The organism is Mesorhizobium kowhaii (assembly GCF_003253745.1).
Lineage (GTDB): Bacteria > Pseudomonadota > Alphaproteobacteria > Rhizobiales > Rhizobiaceae > Mesorhizobium > Mesorhizobium kowhaii.
This window is the reverse complement of the sequence record NZ_MZXV01000027.1, coordinates 319,400-339,875: the sequence shown is the minus strand read 5'-3', so window position 1 is coordinate 339,875 and position 20,476 is coordinate 319,400. Positions and strand designations below refer to the sequence as shown.

Below are 20,476 nucleotides of genomic sequence, written 5' to 3'. Positions count from 1 at the left end.
GCGCCGATGCGCACGCTTTTATACTCTCTTGTCTCTGCGATGGCTGTGGTCCTGTCCGGGCCGGCCTTGGCCAAGGACAAGCTCACCGTCTACACCTATGAGAGCTTCACCGCCGACTGGGGTCCGGGTCCCGTAGTGAAGAAGGAATTCGAGGCCGAATGCGGCTGCGATGTCGAGTTCGTCTCGGTCGCCGATGGCGTCGCGTTGCTCAACCGCGTCAAGCTGGAGGGGGCATCGACGAAGGCCGACATCGTGCTCGGCCTCGACACCAATCTGACCGCCGATGCCAAGGCCACAGGCCTGTTTGCGCCGCATGGCGCAGTGTCCGATGTCAATGTACCGGGCGGCTGGAACGACGATACTTTCGTTCCTTTTGACTACGGCTATTTCGCTGTCGTCTACGACACCGAGAAGCTGAAGAGCCCGCCGAAGAGCCTGAAGGAGCTGGTCGAAGGCAGCGCCGACGACAAGATCGTCATTCAGGATCCGCGCACCTCGACACCGGGCCTCGGCCTGCTGTTGTGGGTCAAGTCGGTCTATGGCGACAAGGCGCCGGAGGCCTGGGCGAAGCTCAAGGCGAAGGTGCTGACCGTGACGCCGGGCTGGAGCGAGGCCTACGGCCTGTTCACCAAGGGCGAGGCGCCGATGGTGCTGTCCTACACCACCTCGCCGGCCTATCACATGGTCGCCGAGAACACCGAGCGCTACCAGGCAGCGTCGTTCGAAGAGGGCGAATATCTGCAGATCGAGGTCGCCGGCATCACCACGACAGGGGCCAAGAATCCGCTGGCGGAAAAGTTCCTGGCCTTCATGACCGGACCGAAATTCCAGGACGCAATTCCCGAGACCAACTGGATGTTCCCGGCCGGCAAGACCGACAAGCCGCTCAATCCGGCCTTCGACAAACTGGTCAAGCCGACCAAGACCTTGCTGTTCCGCCCCGAAGAGGTTGCCGCCAACCGCAAGGCCTGGGTGGATGAATGGCTGGCGGTAATGAGCAAATGAGAGCGCGTTTCACCCTCCCCCTTGTGGGGAGGGTCGATCCGCGTAGCGGAGCGGGGTGGGGGCTGCAACCTTGAAGACGTCCTCACCCCCACCCCGGCGCGCATCCTCTGACCCTCGCATCACAGCCGGCGTCATCGCGCTCGCCGCAATCTCGCTGTTGATCGGCGGCGCGTTTGCTGGACTGCTTTTCGAAGGCGCTCACGACTTCTCCGGCGCCTGGGCGGCCTTCGATCCTTATCTGCTTCGCGTCGTTCGCTTCACGCTCTGGCAAGCGGCGCTCTCGACGCTGCTTTCGGTCGGGCCGGCGCTGTTCGTGGCGCGCGCGCTGTCACGGCATCCACGCTTCCTTGGCCGCGCCTTCATCCTGCAGCTGTTCGCCGTACCGCTGGCGCTGCCGGCCATCGTCGCGGCACTCGGCATTCTGGCGCTTTATGGCCGCGCCGGCTATTTCGCCGGCGTGTTCACGGGGATTGGCGGTGGAAGCTGGCCGGGCATCTATGGCCTGCCCGGCATTCTCGTCGCACATGTCTTCTTCAACCTGCCGTTGGCGACAAGGCTCTTTCTCGAAGCGCTGCAGACCATTCCCGCCGACCAATGGCGGCTGTCGAGCCAACTCGGCATGGGCGCGCGGCCGGCGTTCCGGCTGATCGAATGGCCTACGCTGCGTGCGGCCTTGCCGGGTGTTGCCGGGCTTGTCTTCATGCTCTGCATCACCTCGTTCACGATCGTGCTGACGCTCGGCGGCGGGCCAGCCGCGACGACGCTGGAGGTCGGCATATACCAGGCGCTGCGCTTCGATTTCGATCCTGCCCGGGCAGTCACCCTGACATTGCTGCAGATCGCCTTGACGTTTGTCGTCGTGCTGGCGCTGACGCGGCTTGGCGCCAATGTGGTCGGCGACACCAACCTGCCGGTTGCGCCGCGCCGCTACCTCTCCGTCAATGGGACCGAGACCTTGCTGAACGTCGTGCTCATCGTGCTCGCGCTGCTGTTCGTTGTCGGACCGATGGCGGCCACGGTGATGGCCGGGCTTGGCGCCGATCTCGGCCGGCTTGCCGGCGAGGTCGCCGTGCGGCAGGCGACGCTGACCAGCGCGGTGCTGGCCTTCCTGTCAGCACTGCTTTCCGTGACGCTGTCGCTGGCGCTGACCATGGCACGCCGGGCGCTGGCGCTGAACCACCGCTCAGGCGCAAAGGCAATGCTGGAACACGCCGCTGATACCGGCGCCGGTTTCGTCCTCGTCGTGCCGCCGATCGTCGTCGGCGCCGGCTGGTTCCTGTTGCTGCGCCATGTCGGCGATGTCTTTGCCATCGCCCCGGTCATGGTCGTCGCCGTCAACGCGGTGATGGCGATGCCGTTCGCGCTGCGCGCTGTCCGTCCCGCCTATGATGCGGCGAGCGAGCGTCACGAACGGCTTTGTGCGCAGCTCGGCATTGCGGGCTGGAATCGTTTGATGCTGGTCGACTGGCCGTCGCTGCGGCGGCCGCTTGCCACCGCCTTTGCTTTCGCCATGGCGCTGTCGCTTGGCGATCTTGGCGTCATCGCGCTGTTCGGCAGTGATTCCGTGCAGACCTTGCCCTACCTTCTGTTGGCGCGCATGGGCAGCTACCGCACGCAGGACGCCGCCGGCCTGGCGCTGCTGCTTGGCCTCGTCTGCCTCGCATTGATCGTAGCCGCACACTGGCTGGGAAGGGAGAAGAACCGGGATGCCTGACGGGGCGGCCAGCAGGTCTGAAAAGGGCGCTTCGGTGCGGCTGGACCAGGTGTCGTTCAGCTATGGCGAGGCGCCGCTCGTCTTTGACGTCGATTTCGCCGCGGCGAAAATCACAGCCATCATGGGGCCGAGCGGTTCTGGCAAGTCGACGCTGCTCAACCTGGTGGCCGGCTTCGAGGTACCGCAGTCGGGCCGCGTGCTAATCGGCGGGGCCGATGTCAACGCCGCGCCGCCGTCAGCGCGGCCGGTGTCGATGGTGTTCCAGGAGAACAATCTCTTTGCCCACCTCTCCGTCGAGCAGAATGTCGGGCTCGGCCGCTCGCCATCCTTGCTGCTGACCGAGGCGGATCGTGCCGCGATCGCCGGGGCGCTCGAACGCACCGGCCTTGCCGGCAAGGAAAAGCGCCTGCCGCGTGAACTCTCCGGCGGTGAACGCCAGCGCGTCGCCCTGGCCCGCGTCCTGGTGCGCGACCGGCCGGTGCTCCTGCTCGACGAACCCTTCGCCTCGCTCGGCCCGGCGCTGCGCGACGACATGCTGGATCTGGTCGCCGCAGTGCACGCCGAACGCGGCATGACGGTGCTGTTCGTCACCCACCAGCCGGAGGATGCCCGCCGCATCGGCGGGCACATGGTGTTTCTGGACAATGGATTGGTCGCGGCAACCGGCAAGGCGGATGATTTCTTCACCGGGGCTGGTCCGGAAGCGTTCCGGCGCTATATCGGCGCAGGTGCCGGGGATGCCGTATCACGAGATGTTGCCCGGAAGCGGACATAATTTACGGTCAAACCGGCTCCAGGCGATGTGGCGCTTGCTTGCCATGACTGGAGGAGTGTGGCTAGGTCCCCCTACTGGTCCGGCAACAGGCCGTGATTTGCCTGCAGCATCCGCCGCCCGCCCCGAGGGGCGCGCGCCGGATGCTGCAGCAGTTTGAGATAGCGCATGACACGTTCCGAAGATCGCCCCCGATTTTCGTGGTCATGTGCCGGGACCCGAAAGGAAGCCGTTCTGGCGATCGGCGTTGACAGGCTACGAATGAATCCGCTGGCGCGCTTTCTCGCGCTGGCCGGCTTTGCCGTGGCGCTGGCGAGCTGCCAGATGTTCACGCCTCCCGAGGTTCAGGAATCCGGCTTCCAGCCTTCCGACAAGCCGATCACGGTCGACAACGTCGCTGCCAACAGCAAGCTCGCCGAACTGGCCAAGGCACAGCATCCGCGCATCCTGGCCACCTATGGCGGCGAATATTCCGATCCCAAGCTCGAGCGCATGGTTGCCAAGGTGGTCGGCAATCTGACCGTGGTGTCGGCCAACCCGACGCAGACCTACCGCATCACCATTTTGAATTCGCCCAACGTCAACGCCTTCGCGCTGCCGGGCGGTTATCTCTACATCACGCGCGGTCTGCTGGCGCTGGCCAATGATTCGGCCGAGCTTGCCGCGGTCATCGCGCATGAGATGGGCCACGTCACCGCCAATCACGGCTTGCAGCGCCAGCAGCTGGAGGCCGAGGAAGGCCTGGCGACCAAGGTGGTTTCCGATGTGCTCGGCGATAGCCCGACCGCCAAGGCGGCGCTGATCCGTGGCAAGCTGAGGCTGGCGCAATTCTCGCGCAACCAGGAGCTGGAGGCCGACGCCATCGGCATCAAGTCGATCGGCGAAGCCGGCTACGATCCTTTCGCCGCCGGCCGCTTCCTGCAGTCGATGTCGGCCTATACCGATTTCCGCTCGATCAGTGGCGCCACCGACGCCAGCCTCGACTTTCTGGCCACCCACCCCAACACGCCGCAGCGCATCGATCTGGCGCAGCGCCATGCCCGCCAGTTCGGTGCGCCCGGCGTCGGCACCCGCGACCGCGATTCCTTCCTCGCCGGCATAGACGGTCTGCTCTATGGCGACACGCCGGAAGAAGGCTATGTGCGCGGCGAAACCTTCCTGCATCCGGGACTCGGCGTGTCCTTCTCGGTGCCCGAGGGCTTCATCATCGACAATTCGGCCGCCGCGGTGACAGCAACCGGGCCCGGCGACATGGCGATCCGCTTCGACGGCGTCTCGATCGACAGGAACCGCGCGCTCACCGACTATATCCGCAGCGGCTGGGTGGCTGGTCTCGACGACAGCACCGTCAAGCAGGAAACGATCAACGGCAACGAGGCGGCGACCGCGCATGCCGGTGCCGATGGCTGGCAGTTCGATATCGCGGTGATCCGCGCCGGCGGCCAGGTCTACCGGCTGCTGACCGCGGCGCCCTCGGCCAGCACCTCGCTGGATACGGTGGCGCGTTCGGTGAGCGGATCGTTCCGTATCCTCAGTGCCGAGGAAAAAGCGGCGCTGAAGCCGCTGCATATCCGCGTCGTCACCGTTCAGCCCGGCCAGACGATGGGTTCGCTTTCCGCCCAGATGGTTGGTGTCGACCGCAAGCTCGACCTGTTCCGCGTGCTCAATGCGCTGTCGCCGGGGGCCGCGGTCTCGGCCGGCGACAAGGTCAAGATCGTCACCGACAAGTAAGAGTCCGTCGCAAACTCACCCCGCTGGACGCCTGCCGCGGATCAGGCGGCAGTCGCCATAAATTCCGGGTTCTGCTTCACCAGCGCGACCTTGAGCTTTTCCATGGCGCGCGCCTCGATCTGGCGGACGCGTTCCTTGGAGATGCCAAGCGTCTCGCCAAGCGCTTCCAGTGTCGCACCCTCGTCGTTCAGCCGGCGTTCCTCGATGATCCTCAGCTCACGCGCGTTGAGCGCGCGAAGCGCTTCCCTCAGCCAGAGCGAACGGCGTGCGACATCGATCTTGTCGCCGACGATCTCGTCGGGCAATGGATCGTCCGAGACTAGGAAATCCATCCGCTCTGTCGAACCCGCATCGTCGGCCATCGGCATGTTGAGCGAGGAGTCCGGCGCCGACAGCCGCGAATCCATCATCGCCACGTCGGCCTCGGAGACGCCGAGTGCCTCCGACACTTCGCGATAGAGCGTCGCGTTGGACAAAGGTTCGGTGCCGTTGGCCAGCCGCGCGCGCAGACGTCGCAGGTTGAAGAAAAGCGCCTTCTGCGCCGAGCTGGTGCCGCCGCGTACGATCGACCAGTTGCGCAGGATGTAGTCCTGCATCGAGGCGCGGATCCACCACGTCGCGTAGGTCGAAAACCGCACCTCGCGCTCGGGCTCGAAGCGGGCGGCGGCTTCAAGCAGGCCGACATGACCTTCCTGGATCAGATCGCCGAGCGGCAGACCGTAGTGACGGAATTTGGAGGCCATGGAAATGACCAGCCGCATATGCGCAACCGTGATGCTGTGCAGCGCGTTCTGGTCGTTGTCTTCTTTCCAGAGCAATGCGAGCCGGTGCTCTTCTTCACGTTCGAGGTAGGGAGCCCTCATTGCCGCGCGGACCATGATCCGTCCTGCAGTGTCTTCCATCATGAGGCGCTCCCTGGCTCAGGCGATGCGGATGACTTTGCAAACTTGGCAGGGCGCCCGGGTTGAAATCGCGGCGTCGTGCCCTAGAAAATCCAGAACGTGCCATGCACGAGAATGGTTCCGTGGCCGTTGGCGGCTGGATCGAGTTGCCTGAGGGGTTCCGGCGATGATCCGCGGTCGTGTCGATCGCAACCAAAAGCGCTATTTCGAGAATCTGATTTCAGAAGTTGGTTGTTTTTGAAATCCTGTTCCTTATTTTTTCGACTTGTATCTGTCAGTTTCCAGCGCTCACAACATGCCGGACAGCCGGCCAAGGACGGGATCACAGAAAAATGAAATGGCTCAAGTCGTTTATCATCGCCGGAACGCTGCAGGCGCTGGCTGTCACGTCAGGCCATGCCGGCGCCAATCTCGACCAGATCAAGCAGGCAGGCGTCATCAAGGTCGGCACGGAAGGCACCTATGCGCCGTTCACCTATCATGACACTTCCGGCGCGCTGGTCGGCTTCGATGTCGAAATCGCCAAGGCGATCGCCGACAAGCTCGGCGTCAAGGCCGAGTTCCTCGAAGGCAAGTGGGACGGGCTGATCGCCGGCCTCGATGCCAATCGCTATGATACCGTCATCAACGAAGTCGGCATTACCGATGCCCGCAAGGCCAAGTACGACTTCTCCGATCCCTACATCGCCTCCAAGGCGGTGCTGATCGTGCGCGGCGACAACACCGACATCAAGACCTTCGCCGATCTCAAGGGCAAGAAGTCGGCGCAGTCGCTGACCTCGAATTTCGGTAAGCTCGCCGAGACGAATGGCGCCGAACTCGTCGGCACCGACGGCTTCGACCAGTCGATCCAGCTGCTTTTGACCGGCCGCGCCGATGCCACCATCAATGACAGCCTGTCGTTTCTCGACTTCAAGAAGCACAAGCCCGACGCCAATGTGAAGATCGCCGCGCAAGAGGAAAACGCCGACTATTCCGGCGTCATCGTGCGCAAGGGCGATCCGGACCTGGTTGCGGCGATCAACAAGGCGCTGGCCGATATCAAGGTGGACGGCACCTACAAGAAGATTGCCGACACCTATTTCGGCCAGGACGTTTCGAAGTAATTTCATTGAGGTGAGGCCGGTCGCCGGCCCATGCGATATCAAGCGGCGAGCCGTCTTTGACGGTCCGCCGCTTTTGTCGTGATATGCCGATCGCATTCGCGCTTTGATGAGCCGCCTCGACCATTTGGAGGGTCTTACGTGACGCACTGGCTGCAACTGATGCTGGAGTCGCTGCCGTCGCTCTTGTGGGCGGCCCTGATCTTCACCGTGCCGTTGACGCTGCTGTCCTTCGTTCTCGGCTTGACGGTCGGCCTCGGTGCTGCGCTCGGCAGGCTGTTCGGGCCGAAGCCGCTGGTCGCGCTTGTGCGCTTCTATGTCTGGATCTTCCGCGGCACGCCGCTGCTGGTGCAGCTGTTCCTGATCTTCTACGGCCTGCCGTCGGTCGGCATCCTGCTTGACGCCTTCACCGCCGCGTTGATCGGCTTCACGCTCAACATCGGTGCCTACACGTCGGAAATCATCCGCGCGGCAATAGGCTCGGTGCCGAAAGGCCAGTGGGAAGCCGCCTATTCGATCGGCATGACATGGAGCCAGGCGATGCGGCGCACCATCCTGCCGCAAGCCGGACGGGTCGCGGTGCCGCCGCTCTCCAACACCTTTATCTCGCTGGTCAAGGATACGTCGCTGGCCGCCGCCATCACCGTGCCGGAAATGTTCCAGGCGGCGCAGCGCATCGTCGCCACCACCTATGAACCGTTGATCCTCTATGTCGAGGCGGCGATCCTCTATCTGGCGATGAGCTCGGTGCTGTCGGCCTTGCAGACGCGGTTGGAAGAACGGCTCAACCGCTATGGCGGCTTCCTGGAGGCGCGTTCATGATCGGCCTCACCAACATCGAAAAGCGCTTCGGCGACAATCTCGTGCTGAAGGGCGTGACGGTCACCATTGACGAAGGCAGTGTCACGGCGCTGGTCGGCCCCTCGGGCGGCGGCAAGAGCACGCTGCTGCGCTGCATCAACCTGCTGGAGATTCCGACCTCCGGCATGGTGCGCATCGGCGACGAGACGCTCGAATTCCACCCTGGCGGCAAGGTCCCGGCCAGGGATATCCAGCGCCTGCGCCTGCAAACCGGCATGGTGTTCCAGAACTTCCAGCTGTTTCCGCATCGCACCGCGATCGAGAATGTCATGGAGGGGCTGGTGACGGTGCTGAAATGGCCAACGGAGCGGGCGCGCGAGCGGGCGCTCGCCCTCTTGGAAAAAGTCGGCATGGCACACAAGGCCGACGCGTGGCCAGCAACCCTGTCGGGCGGCCAGCAGCAGCGCGTGGCGATCGCTCGCGCGCTCGCGCCGTCGCCGAAAGTGCTGCTGTGCGACGAGCCGACCTCGGCGCTCGACCCGGAACTGGCCCAAGAGGTGGTCGACGTGCTCGGCAAGCTCGCCAGCGAAGGCACGACCATGGTGATGGCGACGCATGATCTGCGCCTCGCCTCCAAGATCGCGCAGGAAGTGGTCTTCCTCGATGCCGGTGTCATCGTCGAGAAAGGCCCGGCCGCCGTGCTGTTCGGCAATCCGGAACACCAGCGGACCAAGCGGTTCATTGCGACGCTGAAGCAAGAGGCGGAGAAGGAGGGTGGCGGCGAGGCGTAGGCGCCGTCCTCGCTTCGGCCGATCCTCCCAGAAACAAAAAACCCGGCACGAGGCCGGGTTTTTCATGGATTCGAAGGTGAAAAAGCTCAGGCAGCTTCTTCCTGCTCGGCTTCCTCATTGTCGGCCTTGGCGCCGCGCTTAGGGCCCTTGTTGAGGTTGACCTCGATCAGGCGCACGGCTTCGGTTTCCGACATGCGGTTGACGGCCGCGATCTCGCGGGCCATGCGGTCGAGTGCTGCCTCGTAGAGCTGGCGTTCGGAATAGGACTGCTCGGGCTGGTTGTCGGCGCGGTAGAGGTCGCGCACAACTTCCGAGATCGAGATCAGGTCGCCGGAATTGATCTTCGCATCATATTCCTGGGCGCGGCGCGACCACATGGTGCGCTTGACGCGGGCGCGGCCTTGCACGACTTTCAGCGCGCGCTCGACATAATCCTCTTCCGACAGCTTGCGCATGCCGATGGAGGTCGCCTTGGCGACCGGCACCTTCAGGCGCATCTTGTCCTTCTGGAAGTCGATGACGAACAGTTCCAGCTTGTGCCCAGCGACTTCCTGCTCGTCGATCGACACGATCTGGCCGACGCCATGCGCCGGATAGACAATATACTCGCCGGTCTTGAAACCGTGACGCGCAGCGGAGGACTTCTTCTGCGGGGTTATCGTTGCCATTGCGCCCTGAACTCCTTGTTGTGGTACCGGCGTCCTGCCGGCCCGAACTCGCGCGATCGGGGAAACCGATCGTTAGCCGCACAACAGATGAACCCATCCGGAAAAGCCGGGACCGGCAAACCGCAATAGTGCGACCGCCTGGCCCAGATCGCTCTGGTCCGGAATGAGATTTTCACCTTTCAGTGATTTGGGGCGTCTGCGCCATAAATCGACGTTGTGTCACCGGCATGTTTGGCTGATGTAACACAAAAAGTCGGAAGAATCAAGGTTTTGCTGCATGAGCGAAGGCCACAGGCAAGCGCCGCCTGTCAAGGCGGTTAGTGCGACATGCCTCTTACCCTGCGTAATACCGGCCTTTGCGGCCGTGTTGTCAATCGCCTTCGCCGGGCTCGGCCGAGAAGTATTTCTCGAACTTGCCGGCCTCGCCGTCGAAGGATTTGGCGTCGGCCGGAGGCTCCTTCTTGGCGGTGATATTGGGCCATTTCTCGGCGTATTCGGTGTTGATCTGCAGCCATTTGTCGAGCCCCGACTCGGTGTCGGGCTTGATCGCGTCGGCCGGACATTCCGGCTCGCAGACGCCGCAGTCGATGCACTCGTCGGGATGGATGACGAGCATGTTCTCGCCTTCGTAGAAACAGTCGACCGGACAGACTTCGATGCAGTCCATGTATTTGCATTTGATGCAATTGTCGGTCACGACATAGGTCATCGGTCGGCTCCGGGGCGTCCCATTTTTGTTGGGCTTTTTCCGTGAGGTAACGCCTTTATCCGCCGCTTGCAAGGGCAGCCTTTGTGGCGGTGCCAGTGTTTCCGGAATGGAATTCCAGACGGCAGGCCCGGCAGAAGTCGGTCACGTCCCACGCAGTGTCTTGTTTGCCGGGTTCAGGTTTTTGTTTTGTGCGTGTCGTTGTCCCAGAACCGTCGCGCATTTTTGGGGCCGACACATCAGTCTTCGCCGAGCAACCGGTCGGTCTGGCGGCGTTCCTTCTTCGTCGGGCGGCCGCTGCCGGCCTCGCGCAGCCCTGGAATTGCATCGGGAGGGGCTTCGCCCTTCGGCGCGGGCGGCGGCGAGATATCCTCGTAGAGCGTGCGGGCCTCCTCGGCCGGGCCGCGCCGCAGACCGGCGTTCAGCACCTTCCAGACGAAGATGCGCCGCTCGAGCGTGATGGTCAGGACATCGCCAGGCTTGACCAGATCGGAGGCCTGCGCTGCTTTGTCGCGATTGATGCGCACGCGGCCGGCGACCACCAGTTTCGCCGCCAGCGAGCGCGATTTCACGGCGCGCGAGAAGAACAGCCATTTGTCGATGCGCTGGCGGTCTCGGGCAGCCGTTGGGGCAACCATCGCAGCGAGCCGGGCCTACTTCTTCAGCTGGTCGCGCAAAGCGGCGAGCTTGGCGAAGGGCGAATCCGGATCGAAGCGCACCGGGCGCTCCTCGCGCGGCTTGGGCTGGAAGGCCGGCTTCCCGCCCCCCTTGCCTCGATCGGGGCCGCCACTCTTGCCATCCGGCCTGCCGCCCTTCCAGTCGGGCCGGCCTTCGCGGCGGTCGGGACGCTCGCCCTGTGGGCGGCCGTCACGCCTTTGTTCGCCCTCGCCCTGCGGCTTGGGCTTGAACTTCGAGCGGTCGAAGCGCGGCTTGCCGGCACCGTCGCGCCGTCCCTCGTGGGCCGGACGTTCTCCAGGTGTGGCTGCCGCTGGCGCGCCGGCGGCATCGGCCGGTGTATCGCTTCGGCCGCGCGCGGCCTGGCCGTTGCGCGGGCGATTGTGGCGGCCGTCACGATGGCGGGGGCGCTGTTCGAAACGGCCCTGGCGCCACAACAGGATCGGCTTTGGCGCCTCGGCTTCCGGAGCGGGCTCGCTGGCGGCTGCATCGGCCACCACGACAGGCTCGTCCGGCGCCGCTTCCGCCGCTGGCGCAGCTTCGGAAACTGGCTCTGCCGATGCGACCGCGACAGGTTCGGCTTCCGCCTCTGGCTCGGCAGCCGGCGCGGGTTCAGCAGCCACTTCGACGACGGCCTCTGGTGCGGCCACTTCCGTGGTTTCGGCTGGAGCTTCGGGTTGTTCTTCCGCGACGGGCGCGGCCGCCGCTTCCGCGATGGGTTCGGCGGGAATTTCGGCGATGGCCTCAGCAGTGGTGGCCGGCTCCGAACCTTCGACCGATGCCTCCGCGGCCGCGTCGACTGCCGCAGCTTCCGCTGGCTTGGCCTGCTCGGCCTTTGCAGCTTCTTCCGCCGCCAGCTTCGCAGCTGCCGCTTCGCGCGCGGCAATGTCCTGCGCCTCGAGCCGCGCCTTGACCTCGACGGCCGGCTTCGGCTCGGCACGATAGCCGAGACCTTTCAGGATCTCTTCCATGTCGTCGGCGGTGGCGCCGAGGATCGACATCATCGGCGGCGTCACCATGAAGGACTGGCCGTCATAGGCGCCGTCCGGACGCTGGCCGAGACCGGGCTTCCAGTTGGTCGCCGGGCGGATCAGATCCGCCAGCCGCTCCAGAATGTCGATGCGCACGGCGCGGCGGCCAAGATTGCGGTAGCCGGCCAGCTTGTAGAAGGTCTTGTCGAAGGCCGGGTCGATGACCACAGAGGTGCGGCCTGAGGCGAGTGCATGGACCACGTCGCCAAAGCCGGGCTTATCCTTGCCGTCGTTCTTCAGCGCCCACAGCAAGGTCACCAGTCCGGCGGGCGCCGGCTTGATCAGCGCCGGCACGAAGACATGGTAGGCGCCGAAGCGCACGCCGAGCCGGCGCAGGGCAGCGCGGCCCTCCTGGTCGAGCGACTTCATCTCCTCGGCGATGTCGCGACGGTTGATGAGGCCGAAATTCTCGACCAGCTGGAAGGCGATGCCGCGGCCGATGCCGGCAATCTGGTCGGCGTTCTTGAGGTCGACCAGCGGCTTCAGCAGCGACTCGATCTGGAAATTGACGAAACGTTCGGCGCGCGCCGCGACCTTGTCGCGCGCCGGGCCGGTCAGTTGTTCGTCGGCCAGCAGTACAAGGCGCGGCTTCAGCGCGTCTTCGCCGGCGACCAGCGTGCCGATCGGCGCGCCGATCCAGCGCAGCGTGCCATCCGAGCCCAGCGCGATGTCGCCATTGGCGCAGGCGCCGAAGCGTTCGGCGCGCGCCTCGAATTCGGCTGCCAGCGCCTTCTGGGCGGCGGTGCGCACCGCCTTGGCGTCTTCGCCACCGGCGGTTTGGTCGGCGGTGAAGCGGAACCCTTGCAACTCGCCGACATGATGGCCTTCGACAAGGACGGTTCCGGTAGGACTAATTTCGGCTTCAGGCATGGTATTTTCTCTAAGGCGCCGCATGAGGACGGAAGTCCTGCGGTCTACGAAGCGTTTCGTCAACCGCTCATGCAACGCATCCGACAATCTGTCTTCGATTTCGCGCGTCTTTTCCTGCCAGTGTGCCTGATCGGCCAGCCAGCCCGGCCGGTTCGACACGAATGTCCAGGTGCGGATCTGGGCAATGCGATGCGACAGCGTGTCGATGTCGCCTTCGGTGGTGTCGGCGCGGCGCACCTGCTCGGCCATGTAGTTTTCGTCGACATGGCCATGCCGGGCGAGGTCCGTATAGATGGAAGCAATGAGGTCGGCATGCTGGGCCGGCGCGATCTTGCGGTAGTCCGGCAAGGCACAGGCTTCCCACAGCAGCGCCACGCGTTTGGCATTGGTGGCGAGTGCGCGGATGTCCTCGTCGCGCGACAAGTGCTCGAGCGCCTGCGCATCGACGGCAGGCAGTGCCCGCGTCAGTCCCTCGACCGGGGCGTTGGTCTCGATCGAGCGCTTCAGCGCGTCGAGGCTGGCGAAGTCGAAATGGGCGGTGCGCCACTGCAGCACCTTCACCGGGTCGAAGTCGTGGCCTTCGATCTTCTTGACCAGGTCCTCGTCAAGCGGGTCGACCTGGCCGGTGACGCCAAACGTGCCGTCGCGCAGATGCCGGCCGGCGCGGCCGGCGATCTGGCCAAGCTCGGCCGCCGTCAGGTTGCGATACTGATAGCCGTCGAACTTGCGGTTCTGGGCGAAGGCGACATGATCGAGATCAAGGTTGAGACCCATGCCGATAGCGTCGGTGGCGATGAGATAGTCGACGTCGCCCGACTGGAACAACGCCACCTGGGCGTTGCGGGTACGAGGCGAGAGCGCGCCAAGCACGACGGCGGCACCCCCCTGCTGACGACGGATCAGCTCGGCGATGGCATAGACCTCGTCGGCGGAGAACGCGACGATCGCCGTGCGCCTGGGCAGCCGCGTCAGCTTCTTCGAGCCGGCATAGGCAAGGTGCGACAGCCTCGGCCGCGTCACCACCGACACACCCTTCAAAAGGCGCTGGAGGATGCCGTGCATGGTGGCCGCACCCAGCAGCAGCGTTTCCTGGCGGCCGCGCAGATGCAGGATGCGGTCGGTGAAGATGTGGCCGCGCTCGAGATCGCCGGCCAACTGCACCTCGTCGATGGCGACGAAGGCGGCGTCGGTCTCGCGCGGCATGGCCTCGACGGTGCAGACCGAATATCTGGCGCCGGCCGGCTGGATCTTCTCCTCGCCGGTGATCAGCGCGACCTTGTGGGCGCCGACCATTTCGCAGACGCGGCCATAGACCTCACGCGCAAGCAACCTGAGCGGCAGGCCGATGATGCCACTCTCGTGCGCCACCATGCGCTCGATGGCGAGATGGGTCTTGCCGGTGTTGGTCGGCCCAAGCACGGCGGTCACGTCTCGGCCCGACAGGATCAGCGGTTCGGTATGTTTCGGCTGGATGTTCATCGACCTGGAAATAAGGCTTTCTGGTCTCTCGTTGTCGGGAGCGTGCCTCGAGTGGCGCGTATGACAGGCGACACATAAGGATTTCGAGCGCGAAGCGAAAGCGGAATGTTCCACCGGCGGCTCGAAGTCGTCTGTGTCAAGCTCCAGATTGGTTGCGGATTAACAGTTGGAACGAGTCTGGAACGAATCGGCGACGAATCAGTGACTCGACCAGATTCAGCTTTTGTTCACGGCTACATATGGATTTTGTGACCATGAGTCTCACCACATGCTGAATCAACAAACTGGCCCGTTTCATGCAGGGCGAGCTTTGCCGTTAACCTTTGCCGGTGAACGACCGTGGCGGCCTGGCGTACCCCGTCCAAGGTTATGAAATTGTTGACCTTTCCTAATCGGCATTAAGGATTTGGCAGGCGATGCCTCCTGCCATCATTAACATTCCGCTCAAAGCCGGAACGAATCGGCGACGAATCAGCGATGCCAGAATCTTCCCGTTTTGTTCACCCCAATATCTTGTGTTGTGAACAGCTTATCCACCGAGAATCCACAGGTTGTGAAGCCGCTTTCGCACAGGGCAGCCGGCGGCTGTTAACCTCTGCGTGCCGGATTGGGGCAGCAGCCGGCGCGGGAATGTCGAAAGCATAAAGCCGCCAACGAAAAACGGACCGGTTTCCCGGCCCGTCGATCTTGCTGCTCAGAGCGAGTCTTCTCTTTGTTTTGCCGCAATTCCGGACGGAAAACCGCTTCACACTTTTCCTGGAATTGCTTCAGGCGAAGTATTGGCCGCCATTGGCTGATATGGTCGAGCCGGTGATGAAGCCGGCATCTTCGGATGCGAGGAAGACGACGCAGCGCGCGATCTCTTCCGGCTCGCCGAGGCGGCCGACGGGGATCTGCGGGATGATGCGCTCGTTGAGCACCTTCTCGTCGATTGCCTTGACCATTTCGGTGGCGATATAGCCGGGGCAGATGACGTTGACGGTGATGCCCGCGCGGGCCCCTTCCTGTGCAAGTGCCTTCGAAAAGCCGATGTCACCGGCCTTGGCGGCGGAGTAATTCACCTGTCCGGCCTGGCCCTTCTGGCCGTTGATCGAGGAGATGGTGATGACGCGGCCGAACTTGCGGTCGCGCATGCCGCCCCACAGCGGATGCGTCATGTTGAAGACGCCCGACAGATTGGTGTCGATGACCTCTTTCCACTGCTCGCGCGTGATCTTGTGGAACATGGCGTCGCGGGTGATGCCGGCATTGTTGACCAGCACCGAGACCGGACCGAGATCGGCCTCGACCTGCTTGATGCCGGCGGCGCAGGAATCGTAGTCGGCGACCGACCATTTGTAGACCGGGATGCCGGTTTCGGCCTTGAATTTCGCCGCCGCGTCGTCATTGCCGGCGTAGTTGGCGGCAACCGAATAGCCGGCGTTCTTCAATGCGATCGAGATCGCCGCGCCGATGCCGCGCGATCCGCCTGTGACGATTGCTACCTTGGTCATGCGTTTCCCCTTTTTTGATATCGCCCTGTTGTCGGGCTTGGCAGGCACTGGATATGGAGCAGGCACTGGATATGGAACGGGCGGCTTGCGCCGCCCGTTCAGTGATATCTTAAAGCGCTTCCACGCACATGGCGACGCCCATGCCGCCACCAATGCAGAGCGTGGCGAGGCCTTTCTTGGCGCCGCGCCGACGCATCTCGAAGACCAGCGTGTTGAAGATGCGGGCACCCGAAGCGCCGATCGGATGGCCGATGGCAATGGCGCCGCCATTGACGTTGACGATCGAGGGATCCCAGCCCATGTCCTTGTTGACGGCGCAGGCCTGGGCGGCAAAGGCTTCGTTGGCCTCGATCAGGTCGAGATCGCCGACCGACCAGCCAGCCTTTTCCAATGCCTTGCGCGAGGCCGGAATGGGACCGGTGCCCATGATCTGCGGGTCGACGCCGGCGGTTGCCCAGGACACGATGCGCGCCAGCGGGGAGATGCCGCGCCTCACCGCTTCCGCTTCGCTCATCAGCAGCGCGCCGGCGGCGCCGTCATTGATGCCGGAGGCGTTGGCGGCGGTCACCGTGCCGTCCTTGTCGAAAGCCGGCCTCAACTTGGTCATGGCGTCGATCGTGGCGCCGTGGCGGATGTATTCATCCTGGTCGACAATGGTGTCGCCCTTCTTGCCCTTGATGGTGACGGCGACGATCTCGTCCTTGAACTTGCCGGCCTTCTGCGCCGCCTCGGCCTTGTTCTGGGAGGCGAGCGCGAACTGGTCCTGATCGTCGCGGGTGATCTGGAACTGGCGAGCGACGTTCTCGGCGGTGTTGCCCATGTGGTAGCCGTTGAAGGCATCCCACAGTCCGTCCTTGATCATGGTGTCGATCAGCTTGAAGTCGCCCATCTTGACGCCGGCGCGCAAATGCTGGGCATGCGTCGAAAGCGACATCGACTCCTGCCCGCCGGCGATGATCACCTTCGCATCGCCGGTGGCGATCTGCTGCATGCCGAGCGCAATGGCGCGCAGACCCGAGCCGCAAACCTGATTGAGGCCCCAGGCCGTGGTTTCCTTGGGCAGGCCGGCATTGATCGATGCCTGGCGGGCCGGGTTCTGACCCTGAGCGGCGGTCAACACCTGGCCGAGGATGACTTCGTCGACCTCGCCTGGTTCGACACCGGCACGCGACAGCAGTTCCTTGATGACGATAGCACCGAGCTCATGCGCCGGCGTGGTGGCGAAAGCGCCGTTGAATGAGCCGACCGGCGTGCGCGCCGCACTGGCAATGACGATGGAAGCGGACATTTTCTTCTCCAGACTTCAAGGTGTTGTTCTGTCGTTGAGGACTTTTCTTGCCCTTTCCAGAACCCAAGTCAAACCGGAAATGGGCATGGCGCCCATGCGCAGCAAGCACATCGCGCCGTGCCATGGCTGCACTCCATCCATTGCTGCGCAGCATATTTTGCCCGCTATGCAGCATTTAATGATGCCGCAGTGCACAAACTGCTTGGAATTGTGAGGCTTTTGCGCATATCCTCAAAAAAGGCACAATCGTTACCGGCGGCTTACTGGGGGGCGCCGGTGTCCCCGGGAGGATGCAGATGGCCGCGAAAGACGATCCGATCATCATCAAGAAATACGCCAATCGCCGCCTCTACAACACCGGCACCAGCACCTATGTGACGCTCGAGGACCTCGCCGAGATGGTCAAGAAGGGCGAGGAGTTCACCGTCCAGGACGCCAAGACCGGTGACGACATCACCCATCCGGTGCTGACCCAGATCATCTTCGAGCTGGAGAACAAGGATGGGCAGAACATGCTGCCGATCCCGTTCCTGCGCCAGCTGATCGCCTACTACGGCGACCAGATGCAGATGATCGTGCCGAGCTTTCTCGAACAGTCCATGCTCGCCTTCTCCAAGGAGCAGGAACGCTTTCGCGAGCAGATGAAGGGTGCGCTCGGCAAGTCGCCGCTGGACATGATGAAGATCACCACGCCGATCAAGGCGCTGGAGGAGCAGACGCGCCGCAACATGGAAATGTTCCAGAATGCGATGCGGCTGTTCACGCCGTTTCCACCGGTAGGTACCGCGCCAGCCGCGGCCCCGGCCGAGCCGGCGAGGAAGGAAATGCCGGAAAAGCCCGACGACCTTCAGGAACTGAAGGACCAGATCGCGGCCATGCAGCGCAAGCTCGACACGATGTCGTGAGCGCTTCGGAGTCGTGAGCGCTTCGGATCGAAAGATCCGCTAGCTGGCACAAAGTGCTATCGCGGCAGCAATCCCTCATAGCGGCCGCGCGGCCTGATGACACTTCCGCTTGTTAGCTGTTCGACCGTGTGCGCGGCCCAGCCGACGCTGCGTGCGAGTGCGAACAGGCGGAACGGTGCATCGCGCGGCAAGCCAAGGCCGCGTGTCAGCACGGCCAACGCGAAGTCGATGTTCGGGCGCGCGCCGGTCGCGGCAAGGGCCGTATCACGCAGCGATTGAGAGAGATCATCGATGTCGATCACGCTCAGCAATGCCGCCGCGCGGGGATCGCCGTCGGGATAGAGCGGATGGCCGAAGCTCGGCAGTGGCCGGTCATGGCTGAGCCAGCGCCGGATCGCCGCTTCGGCACCGTGCCGCCCCGCATCCTCGGCCAGTTGCATCACCGCTTCGCCGGCGCCGCCATGGCGAGGACCTGACAATGTCGCCAACCCAGCGAGCAGGCAGGCGGCCATCGGCGCTCCGGTCGAGGCCGCGACACGGGCGGCGAAAGTCGATGCGTTGAGTTCGTGGTCGGCGAGCAGGACGAGCGCGCGGCGGATCGCATCGGCTCCGGCTGCATCCACCGACCAGTCCCGCGCCAATCGCCGATGAACTGGGTCCGGTCCCGCCGATGCGCCCAAGGCGCTGGCCAACACGCCGACCGCGTGCGCGGCATCGGCATGCAGCGAGGTGGCGCTGCGCCCGAGTGAAGGCCGCCCCTGGCCGGCAAGCACGGCAAGTTGCGCAAAGGCCGAGGCCCGGCCGGGTTGGTGGGCCGCATCCGGCGCCGGCGCTCGGAAGGCCACCGGTTCAGGCAGCGCCCAGAGCACTGCCGCTGTTTCTTCCAGCGTGGCACTCGCTGAAAGCGCAACGGCGTCCTGGCCACGATAGACAAGATGACCGTGCAAGACGGTCGAGATCGAGGTGACGATCGACGGTTCGCCCCAGGCAATGGCGCTTTCGGCGATGGCCGACGGGCTGCGTCCACGCGCCCTTCGCGTTGCCAGTACCGCTATGTCGTCGGCACGATACTGGCTGCGGCGCGGATCGGCGCGGTCCGGTTGCATGCCGATGCGGCCGCGGCTGACATAGGCGTAGAGTGTCTGGGGCCGCACCTTGAGCCTTTCCAGCGCCTCTTCCCGCGACAACCACTCGGACATATCGAACTCTGATATTGATTATATTGATCAAGATTGATCAGCAGATTGCCTAGCCTTATCTCTGATACGGAAATGGATCAAGGAGGCAGGCTATGGCGAATGGGCTCGACGACGTTGTGGCGGCTGAAACCGTCCTCTCCGACGTGGATGGTCTTGGCGGCAATCTGACCATCCGCGGCCATTCGCTGCGGGAACTGGCCGGACGCTGGAGCTACGCGCAGGTGGTCAGCCTGCTGCTCGATGGCTTCTTCGAAGACCTTCCCGGCGATACCGAACTGGCGCGAGCGCTGGGCCAGGCGCGCGCAGAAGTGTTCGAGCGGCTTTTGCCCTCACTGCCCTTGCTGACTCCGCTCGATGTCTACAGCGCCATGCGCGCCGGCATGGCGCTTCTGCCGGACGGCGAGACTTTGCCGGACGCGCTGCGGCTGGTTGCGGCGCCCGCGGTGCTGACGCCGGCCCTGCTTCGCCTGCAGCGCGGCGAGGCGCCCATCGAGCCGGACAGCCTGTCCGACCATGCCGCCGACATGTTGAGGATGCTCAGCGGTCGTGCCGCCTCGCCGGCGCTGGCGAAGGCGCTCGACACCTATCTGATGACCGTCTGCGATCATGGCCTCAATGCCTCGACCTTCGCCACCCGCGTGGTCGCGTCGACACAGGCCGGCCTGACATCGTCCGTGCTGGCCGGGCTCGGCGCACTCAAGGGGCCGCTGCATGGCGGCGCGCCCGGCCCGGTCATCGAGATGCTGGATGCGATCGAGGCGCATGGCGATGCCGCCGGCTGGCTGCGCGACGAGGTCGCGCATGGCGAGCGCATCATGGGGTTCGGCCATCGCATCTACCGCGTGCGCGATCCGCGCGCCGACGTGCTCAAGGCGGTCGTGCGGCAGCTCGGCGGTGAGGGCGAAACCGGTCGCCGGCTGGCCTTCGCGGAGAAAGTGGAGCAAGCCGCGCTCGACGTGCTGCGGATTGCCAAGCCGTCGCGCTCGCTGCAGACCAATGTCGAATTCTACACCGCGCTGCTTTTGGAAGCTGCGGGTTTCCCCAAGGAGGCATTCAGCAACGTCTTCGCCGCCGGGCGTGTCGCCGGCTGGATCGCCCATGCACGCGAGCAGCAGGCGACCGGACGGCTGATCCGGCCGCAGTCGCGCTATGTCGGGCCGGTGCCGGACCTTGTTGCCTGAGGCTGTCTGCCTGTTTTGATGGATGCCGCCTCTCCGCTTCGAAGCGGGGGGCGGTTTTTCATGACCGAAATTTCATGTGATCACGCGACCGTGTTCGTGTTCTTGCCTGGGTCAGGACTTATATGCTGCACTGCAACATGAGTCCGCTGTGACCGAACCGTT

The 20,476-nt window shown here is 64.1% G+C and carries 18 protein-coding genes; 10 read left to right on the top strand and 8 right to left on the bottom strand.

Translation table 11 applies throughout. The annotated features are described in order from the left end of the window. Positions 1–6: 6 nt before the first annotated feature. The 4 genes from thiB (at position 7) to B5V02_RS12675 (ending at position 5,222) form a co-directional block, all read left to right on the top strand. Positions 7–1,005, top strand: a complete 999-nt coding sequence (gene thiB, locus B5V02_RS12690; protein ID WP_111544506.1) for a thiamine ABC transporter substrate binding subunit — start codon at positions 7–9, stop codon at positions 1,003–1,005. 70 nt (positions 1,006–1,075) lie between these two features. Further along, entirely contained in the window at positions 1,076–2,719 is a 1,644-nt protein-coding gene (thiP, locus tag B5V02_RS12685; protein WP_111544505.1) for a thiamine/thiamine pyrophosphate ABC transporter permease, read from the top strand. Continuing rightward, entirely contained in the window at positions 2,712–3,494 is a 783-nt protein-coding gene (gene thiQ / locus B5V02_RS12680) for a thiamine ABC transporter ATP-binding protein (protein WP_111544504.1), read from the top strand. Before thiP ends, thiQ begins: the two co-directional genes overlap by 8 nt. A 258-nt stretch (positions 3,495–3,752) precedes the next feature. After that, positions 3,753–5,222 (top strand): M48 family metalloprotease, encoded by a 1,470-nt coding sequence (locus B5V02_RS12675; protein WP_111544503.1) that lies wholly within the window; start codon positions 3,753–3,755, stop codon positions 5,220–5,222. Between the two features lie 41 nt (positions 5,223–5,263). Here the strand turns inward: B5V02_RS12675 and B5V02_RS12670 are convergent, their stop codons facing one another. After that, the gene (locus B5V02_RS12670) at positions 5,264–6,127 is read right to left on the bottom strand and encodes an RNA polymerase factor sigma-32 (protein WP_111544502.1); all 864 of its coding nucleotides are present in this window, start codon (positions 6,125–6,127) and stop codon (positions 5,264–5,266) included. Positions 6,128–6,456: 329 nt separating this feature from the next. On the opposite strand from B5V02_RS12670, the gene B5V02_RS12665 reads away from it, so the two are divergent. The 3 genes from B5V02_RS12665 to B5V02_RS12655 all read left to right on the top strand — a co-directional run bounded on the left by B5V02_RS12665 (position 6,457) and on the right by B5V02_RS12655 (position 8,819). After that, on the top strand, positions 6,457–7,230 hold the full coding sequence (locus B5V02_RS12665) for an amino acid ABC transporter substrate-binding protein (RefSeq protein ID WP_111544501.1): 774 nt from the start codon (positions 6,457–6,459) through the stop codon (positions 7,228–7,230). Between the two features lie 138 nt (positions 7,231–7,368). Continuing rightward, positions 7,369–8,049: an amino acid ABC transporter permease gene (locus B5V02_RS12660; RefSeq protein WP_111544500.1), complete on the top strand. Its 681-nt coding sequence runs from the start codon at positions 7,369–7,371 to the stop codon at positions 8,047–8,049. Beyond that, entirely contained in the window at positions 8,046–8,819 is a 774-nt protein-coding gene (locus B5V02_RS12655; protein WP_111544499.1) for an amino acid ABC transporter ATP-binding protein, read from the top strand. The genes B5V02_RS12660 and B5V02_RS12655 overlap by 4 nt, the downstream gene beginning before the upstream one ends. An 86-nt stretch (positions 8,820–8,905) precedes the next feature. On the opposite strand, the gene B5V02_RS12650 is transcribed toward B5V02_RS12655, so the two are convergent. The 6 genes from B5V02_RS12650 to B5V02_RS12625 form a co-directional block, all read right to left on the bottom strand. Next, positions 8,906–9,487 carry a CarD family transcriptional regulator gene (locus B5V02_RS12650; RefSeq protein ID WP_111544498.1) on the bottom strand — a complete coding sequence of 194 codons (582 nt, stop codon included), beginning with the start codon at positions 9,485–9,487 and terminating at the stop codon, positions 8,906–8,908. A 370-nt stretch (positions 9,488–9,857) separates the two neighbouring features. Then, entirely contained in the window at positions 9,858–10,196 is a 339-nt protein-coding gene (gene fdxA, locus B5V02_RS12645) for a ferredoxin FdxA (protein ID WP_095089463.1), read from the bottom strand. 236 nt (positions 10,197–10,432) lie between these two features. Next, entirely contained in the window at positions 10,433–10,831 is a 399-nt protein-coding gene (locus B5V02_RS12640; RefSeq protein WP_111544497.1) for an RNA-binding S4 domain-containing protein, read from the bottom strand. Between the two features lie 15 nt (positions 10,832–10,846). Beyond that, complete coding sequence (locus tag B5V02_RS12635; RefSeq protein WP_111544496.1) at positions 10,847–14,248, bottom strand: helicase-related protein; 3,402 nt, start codon at positions 14,246–14,248, stop codon at positions 10,847–10,849. Positions 14,249–15,015: 767 nt separating this feature from the next. Beyond that, positions 15,016–15,741 (bottom strand): acetoacetyl-CoA reductase, encoded by a 726-nt coding sequence (gene phbB / locus B5V02_RS12630; protein ID WP_111544495.1) that lies wholly within the window; start codon positions 15,739–15,741, stop codon positions 15,016–15,018. 109 nt (positions 15,742–15,850) lie between these two features. Then, entirely contained in the window at positions 15,851–17,029 is a 1,179-nt protein-coding gene (locus B5V02_RS12625; protein WP_111544494.1) for an acetyl-CoA C-acetyltransferase, read from the bottom strand. Here B5V02_RS12625 and B5V02_RS40080 point away from each other — a divergent pair. Together B5V02_RS40080 and phaR are read left to right on the top strand one after the other, a co-directional pair. Further along, positions 17,016–17,243: a hypothetical protein gene (locus B5V02_RS40080; RefSeq protein ID WP_146606058.1), complete on the top strand. Its 228-nt coding sequence runs from the start codon at positions 17,016–17,018 to the stop codon at positions 17,241–17,243. The two genes, B5V02_RS12625 and B5V02_RS40080, sit on opposite strands and share 14 nt — an antisense overlap. Before the next feature lie 82 nt (positions 17,244–17,325). Continuing rightward, a complete protein-coding gene (gene phaR, locus B5V02_RS12620; RefSeq protein ID WP_111544553.1) occupies positions 17,326–17,934 on the top strand; it encodes a polyhydroxyalkanoate synthesis repressor PhaR in 609 nt (202 codons plus the stop codon). A 56-nt stretch (positions 17,935–17,990) separates the two neighbouring features. Here the strand turns inward: phaR and B5V02_RS12615 are convergent, their stop codons facing one another. Beyond that, positions 17,991–19,133 carry a citrate synthase gene (locus B5V02_RS12615; protein WP_111544493.1) on the bottom strand — a complete coding sequence of 381 codons (1,143 nt, stop codon included), beginning with the start codon at positions 19,131–19,133 and terminating at the stop codon, positions 17,991–17,993. Positions 19,134–19,225: 92 nt separating this feature from the next. Here B5V02_RS12615 and B5V02_RS12610 point away from each other — a divergent pair, with 92 nt between their 5' ends. Then, positions 19,226–20,314: a citrate synthase/methylcitrate synthase gene (locus tag B5V02_RS12610; protein ID WP_111544492.1), complete on the top strand. Its 1,089-nt coding sequence runs from the start codon at positions 19,226–19,228 to the stop codon at positions 20,312–20,314. Positions 20,315–20,476: the final 162 nt, after the last annotated feature.

Excerpts from the sequence above, each read along its gene's own strand:
- thiB (WP_111544506.1), top strand. The coding sequence starts at position 7 with ATGCGCACGCTTTTATACTCTCTTGTCTCTGCGATGGCTGTGGTCCTG.
- thiQ (WP_111544504.1), top strand. The coding sequence starts at position 2,712 with ATGCCTGACGGGGCGGCCAGCAGGTCTGAAAAGGGCGCTTCGGTGCGG.
- B5V02_RS12675 (WP_111544503.1), top strand. The coding sequence starts at position 3,753 with ATGAATCCGCTGGCGCGCTTTCTCGCGCTGGCCGGCTTTGCCGTGGCG.
- B5V02_RS12670 (WP_111544502.1), bottom strand. The coding sequence starts at position 6,127 with ATGATGGAAGACACTGCAGGACGGATCATGGTCCGCGCGGCAATGAGG.
- B5V02_RS12665 (WP_111544501.1), top strand. The coding sequence starts at position 6,457 with ATGAAATGGCTCAAGTCGTTTATCATCGCCGGAACGCTGCAGGCGCTG.
- B5V02_RS12655 (WP_111544499.1), top strand. The coding sequence starts at position 8,046 with ATGATCGGCCTCACCAACATCGAAAAGCGCTTCGGCGACAATCTCGTG.
- B5V02_RS12650 (WP_111544498.1), bottom strand. The coding sequence starts at position 9,487 with ATGGCAACGATAACCCCGCAGAAGAAGTCCTCCGCTGCGCGTCACGGT.
- fdxA (WP_095089463.1), bottom strand. The coding sequence starts at position 10,196 with ATGACCTATGTCGTGACCGACAATTGCATCAAATGCAAATACATGGAC.
- B5V02_RS12640 (WP_111544497.1), bottom strand. The coding sequence starts at position 10,831 with ATGGTTGCCCCAACGGCTGCCCGAGACCGCCAGCGCATCGACAAATGG.
- B5V02_RS12635 (WP_111544496.1), bottom strand. The coding sequence starts at position 14,248 with ATGAACATCCAGCCGAAACATACCGAACCGCTGATCCTGTCGGGCCGA.
- phbB (WP_111544495.1), bottom strand. The coding sequence starts at position 15,741 with ATGACCAAGGTAGCAATCGTCACAGGCGGATCGCGCGGCATCGGCGCG.
- B5V02_RS40080 (WP_146606058.1), top strand. The coding sequence starts at position 17,016 with ATGGAAGCGGACATTTTCTTCTCCAGACTTCAAGGTGTTGTTCTGTCG.
- B5V02_RS12625 (WP_111544494.1), bottom strand. The coding sequence starts at position 17,029 with ATGTCCGCTTCCATCGTCATTGCCAGTGCGGCGCGCACGCCGGTCGGC.
- phaR (WP_111544553.1), top strand. The coding sequence starts at position 17,326 with ATGGCCGCGAAAGACGATCCGATCATCATCAAGAAATACGCCAATCGC.
- B5V02_RS12615 (WP_111544493.1), bottom strand. The coding sequence starts at position 19,133 with ATGTCCGAGTGGTTGTCGCGGGAAGAGGCGCTGGAAAGGCTCAAGGTG.
- B5V02_RS12610 (WP_111544492.1), top strand. The coding sequence starts at position 19,226 with ATGGCGAATGGGCTCGACGACGTTGTGGCGGCTGAAACCGTCCTCTCC.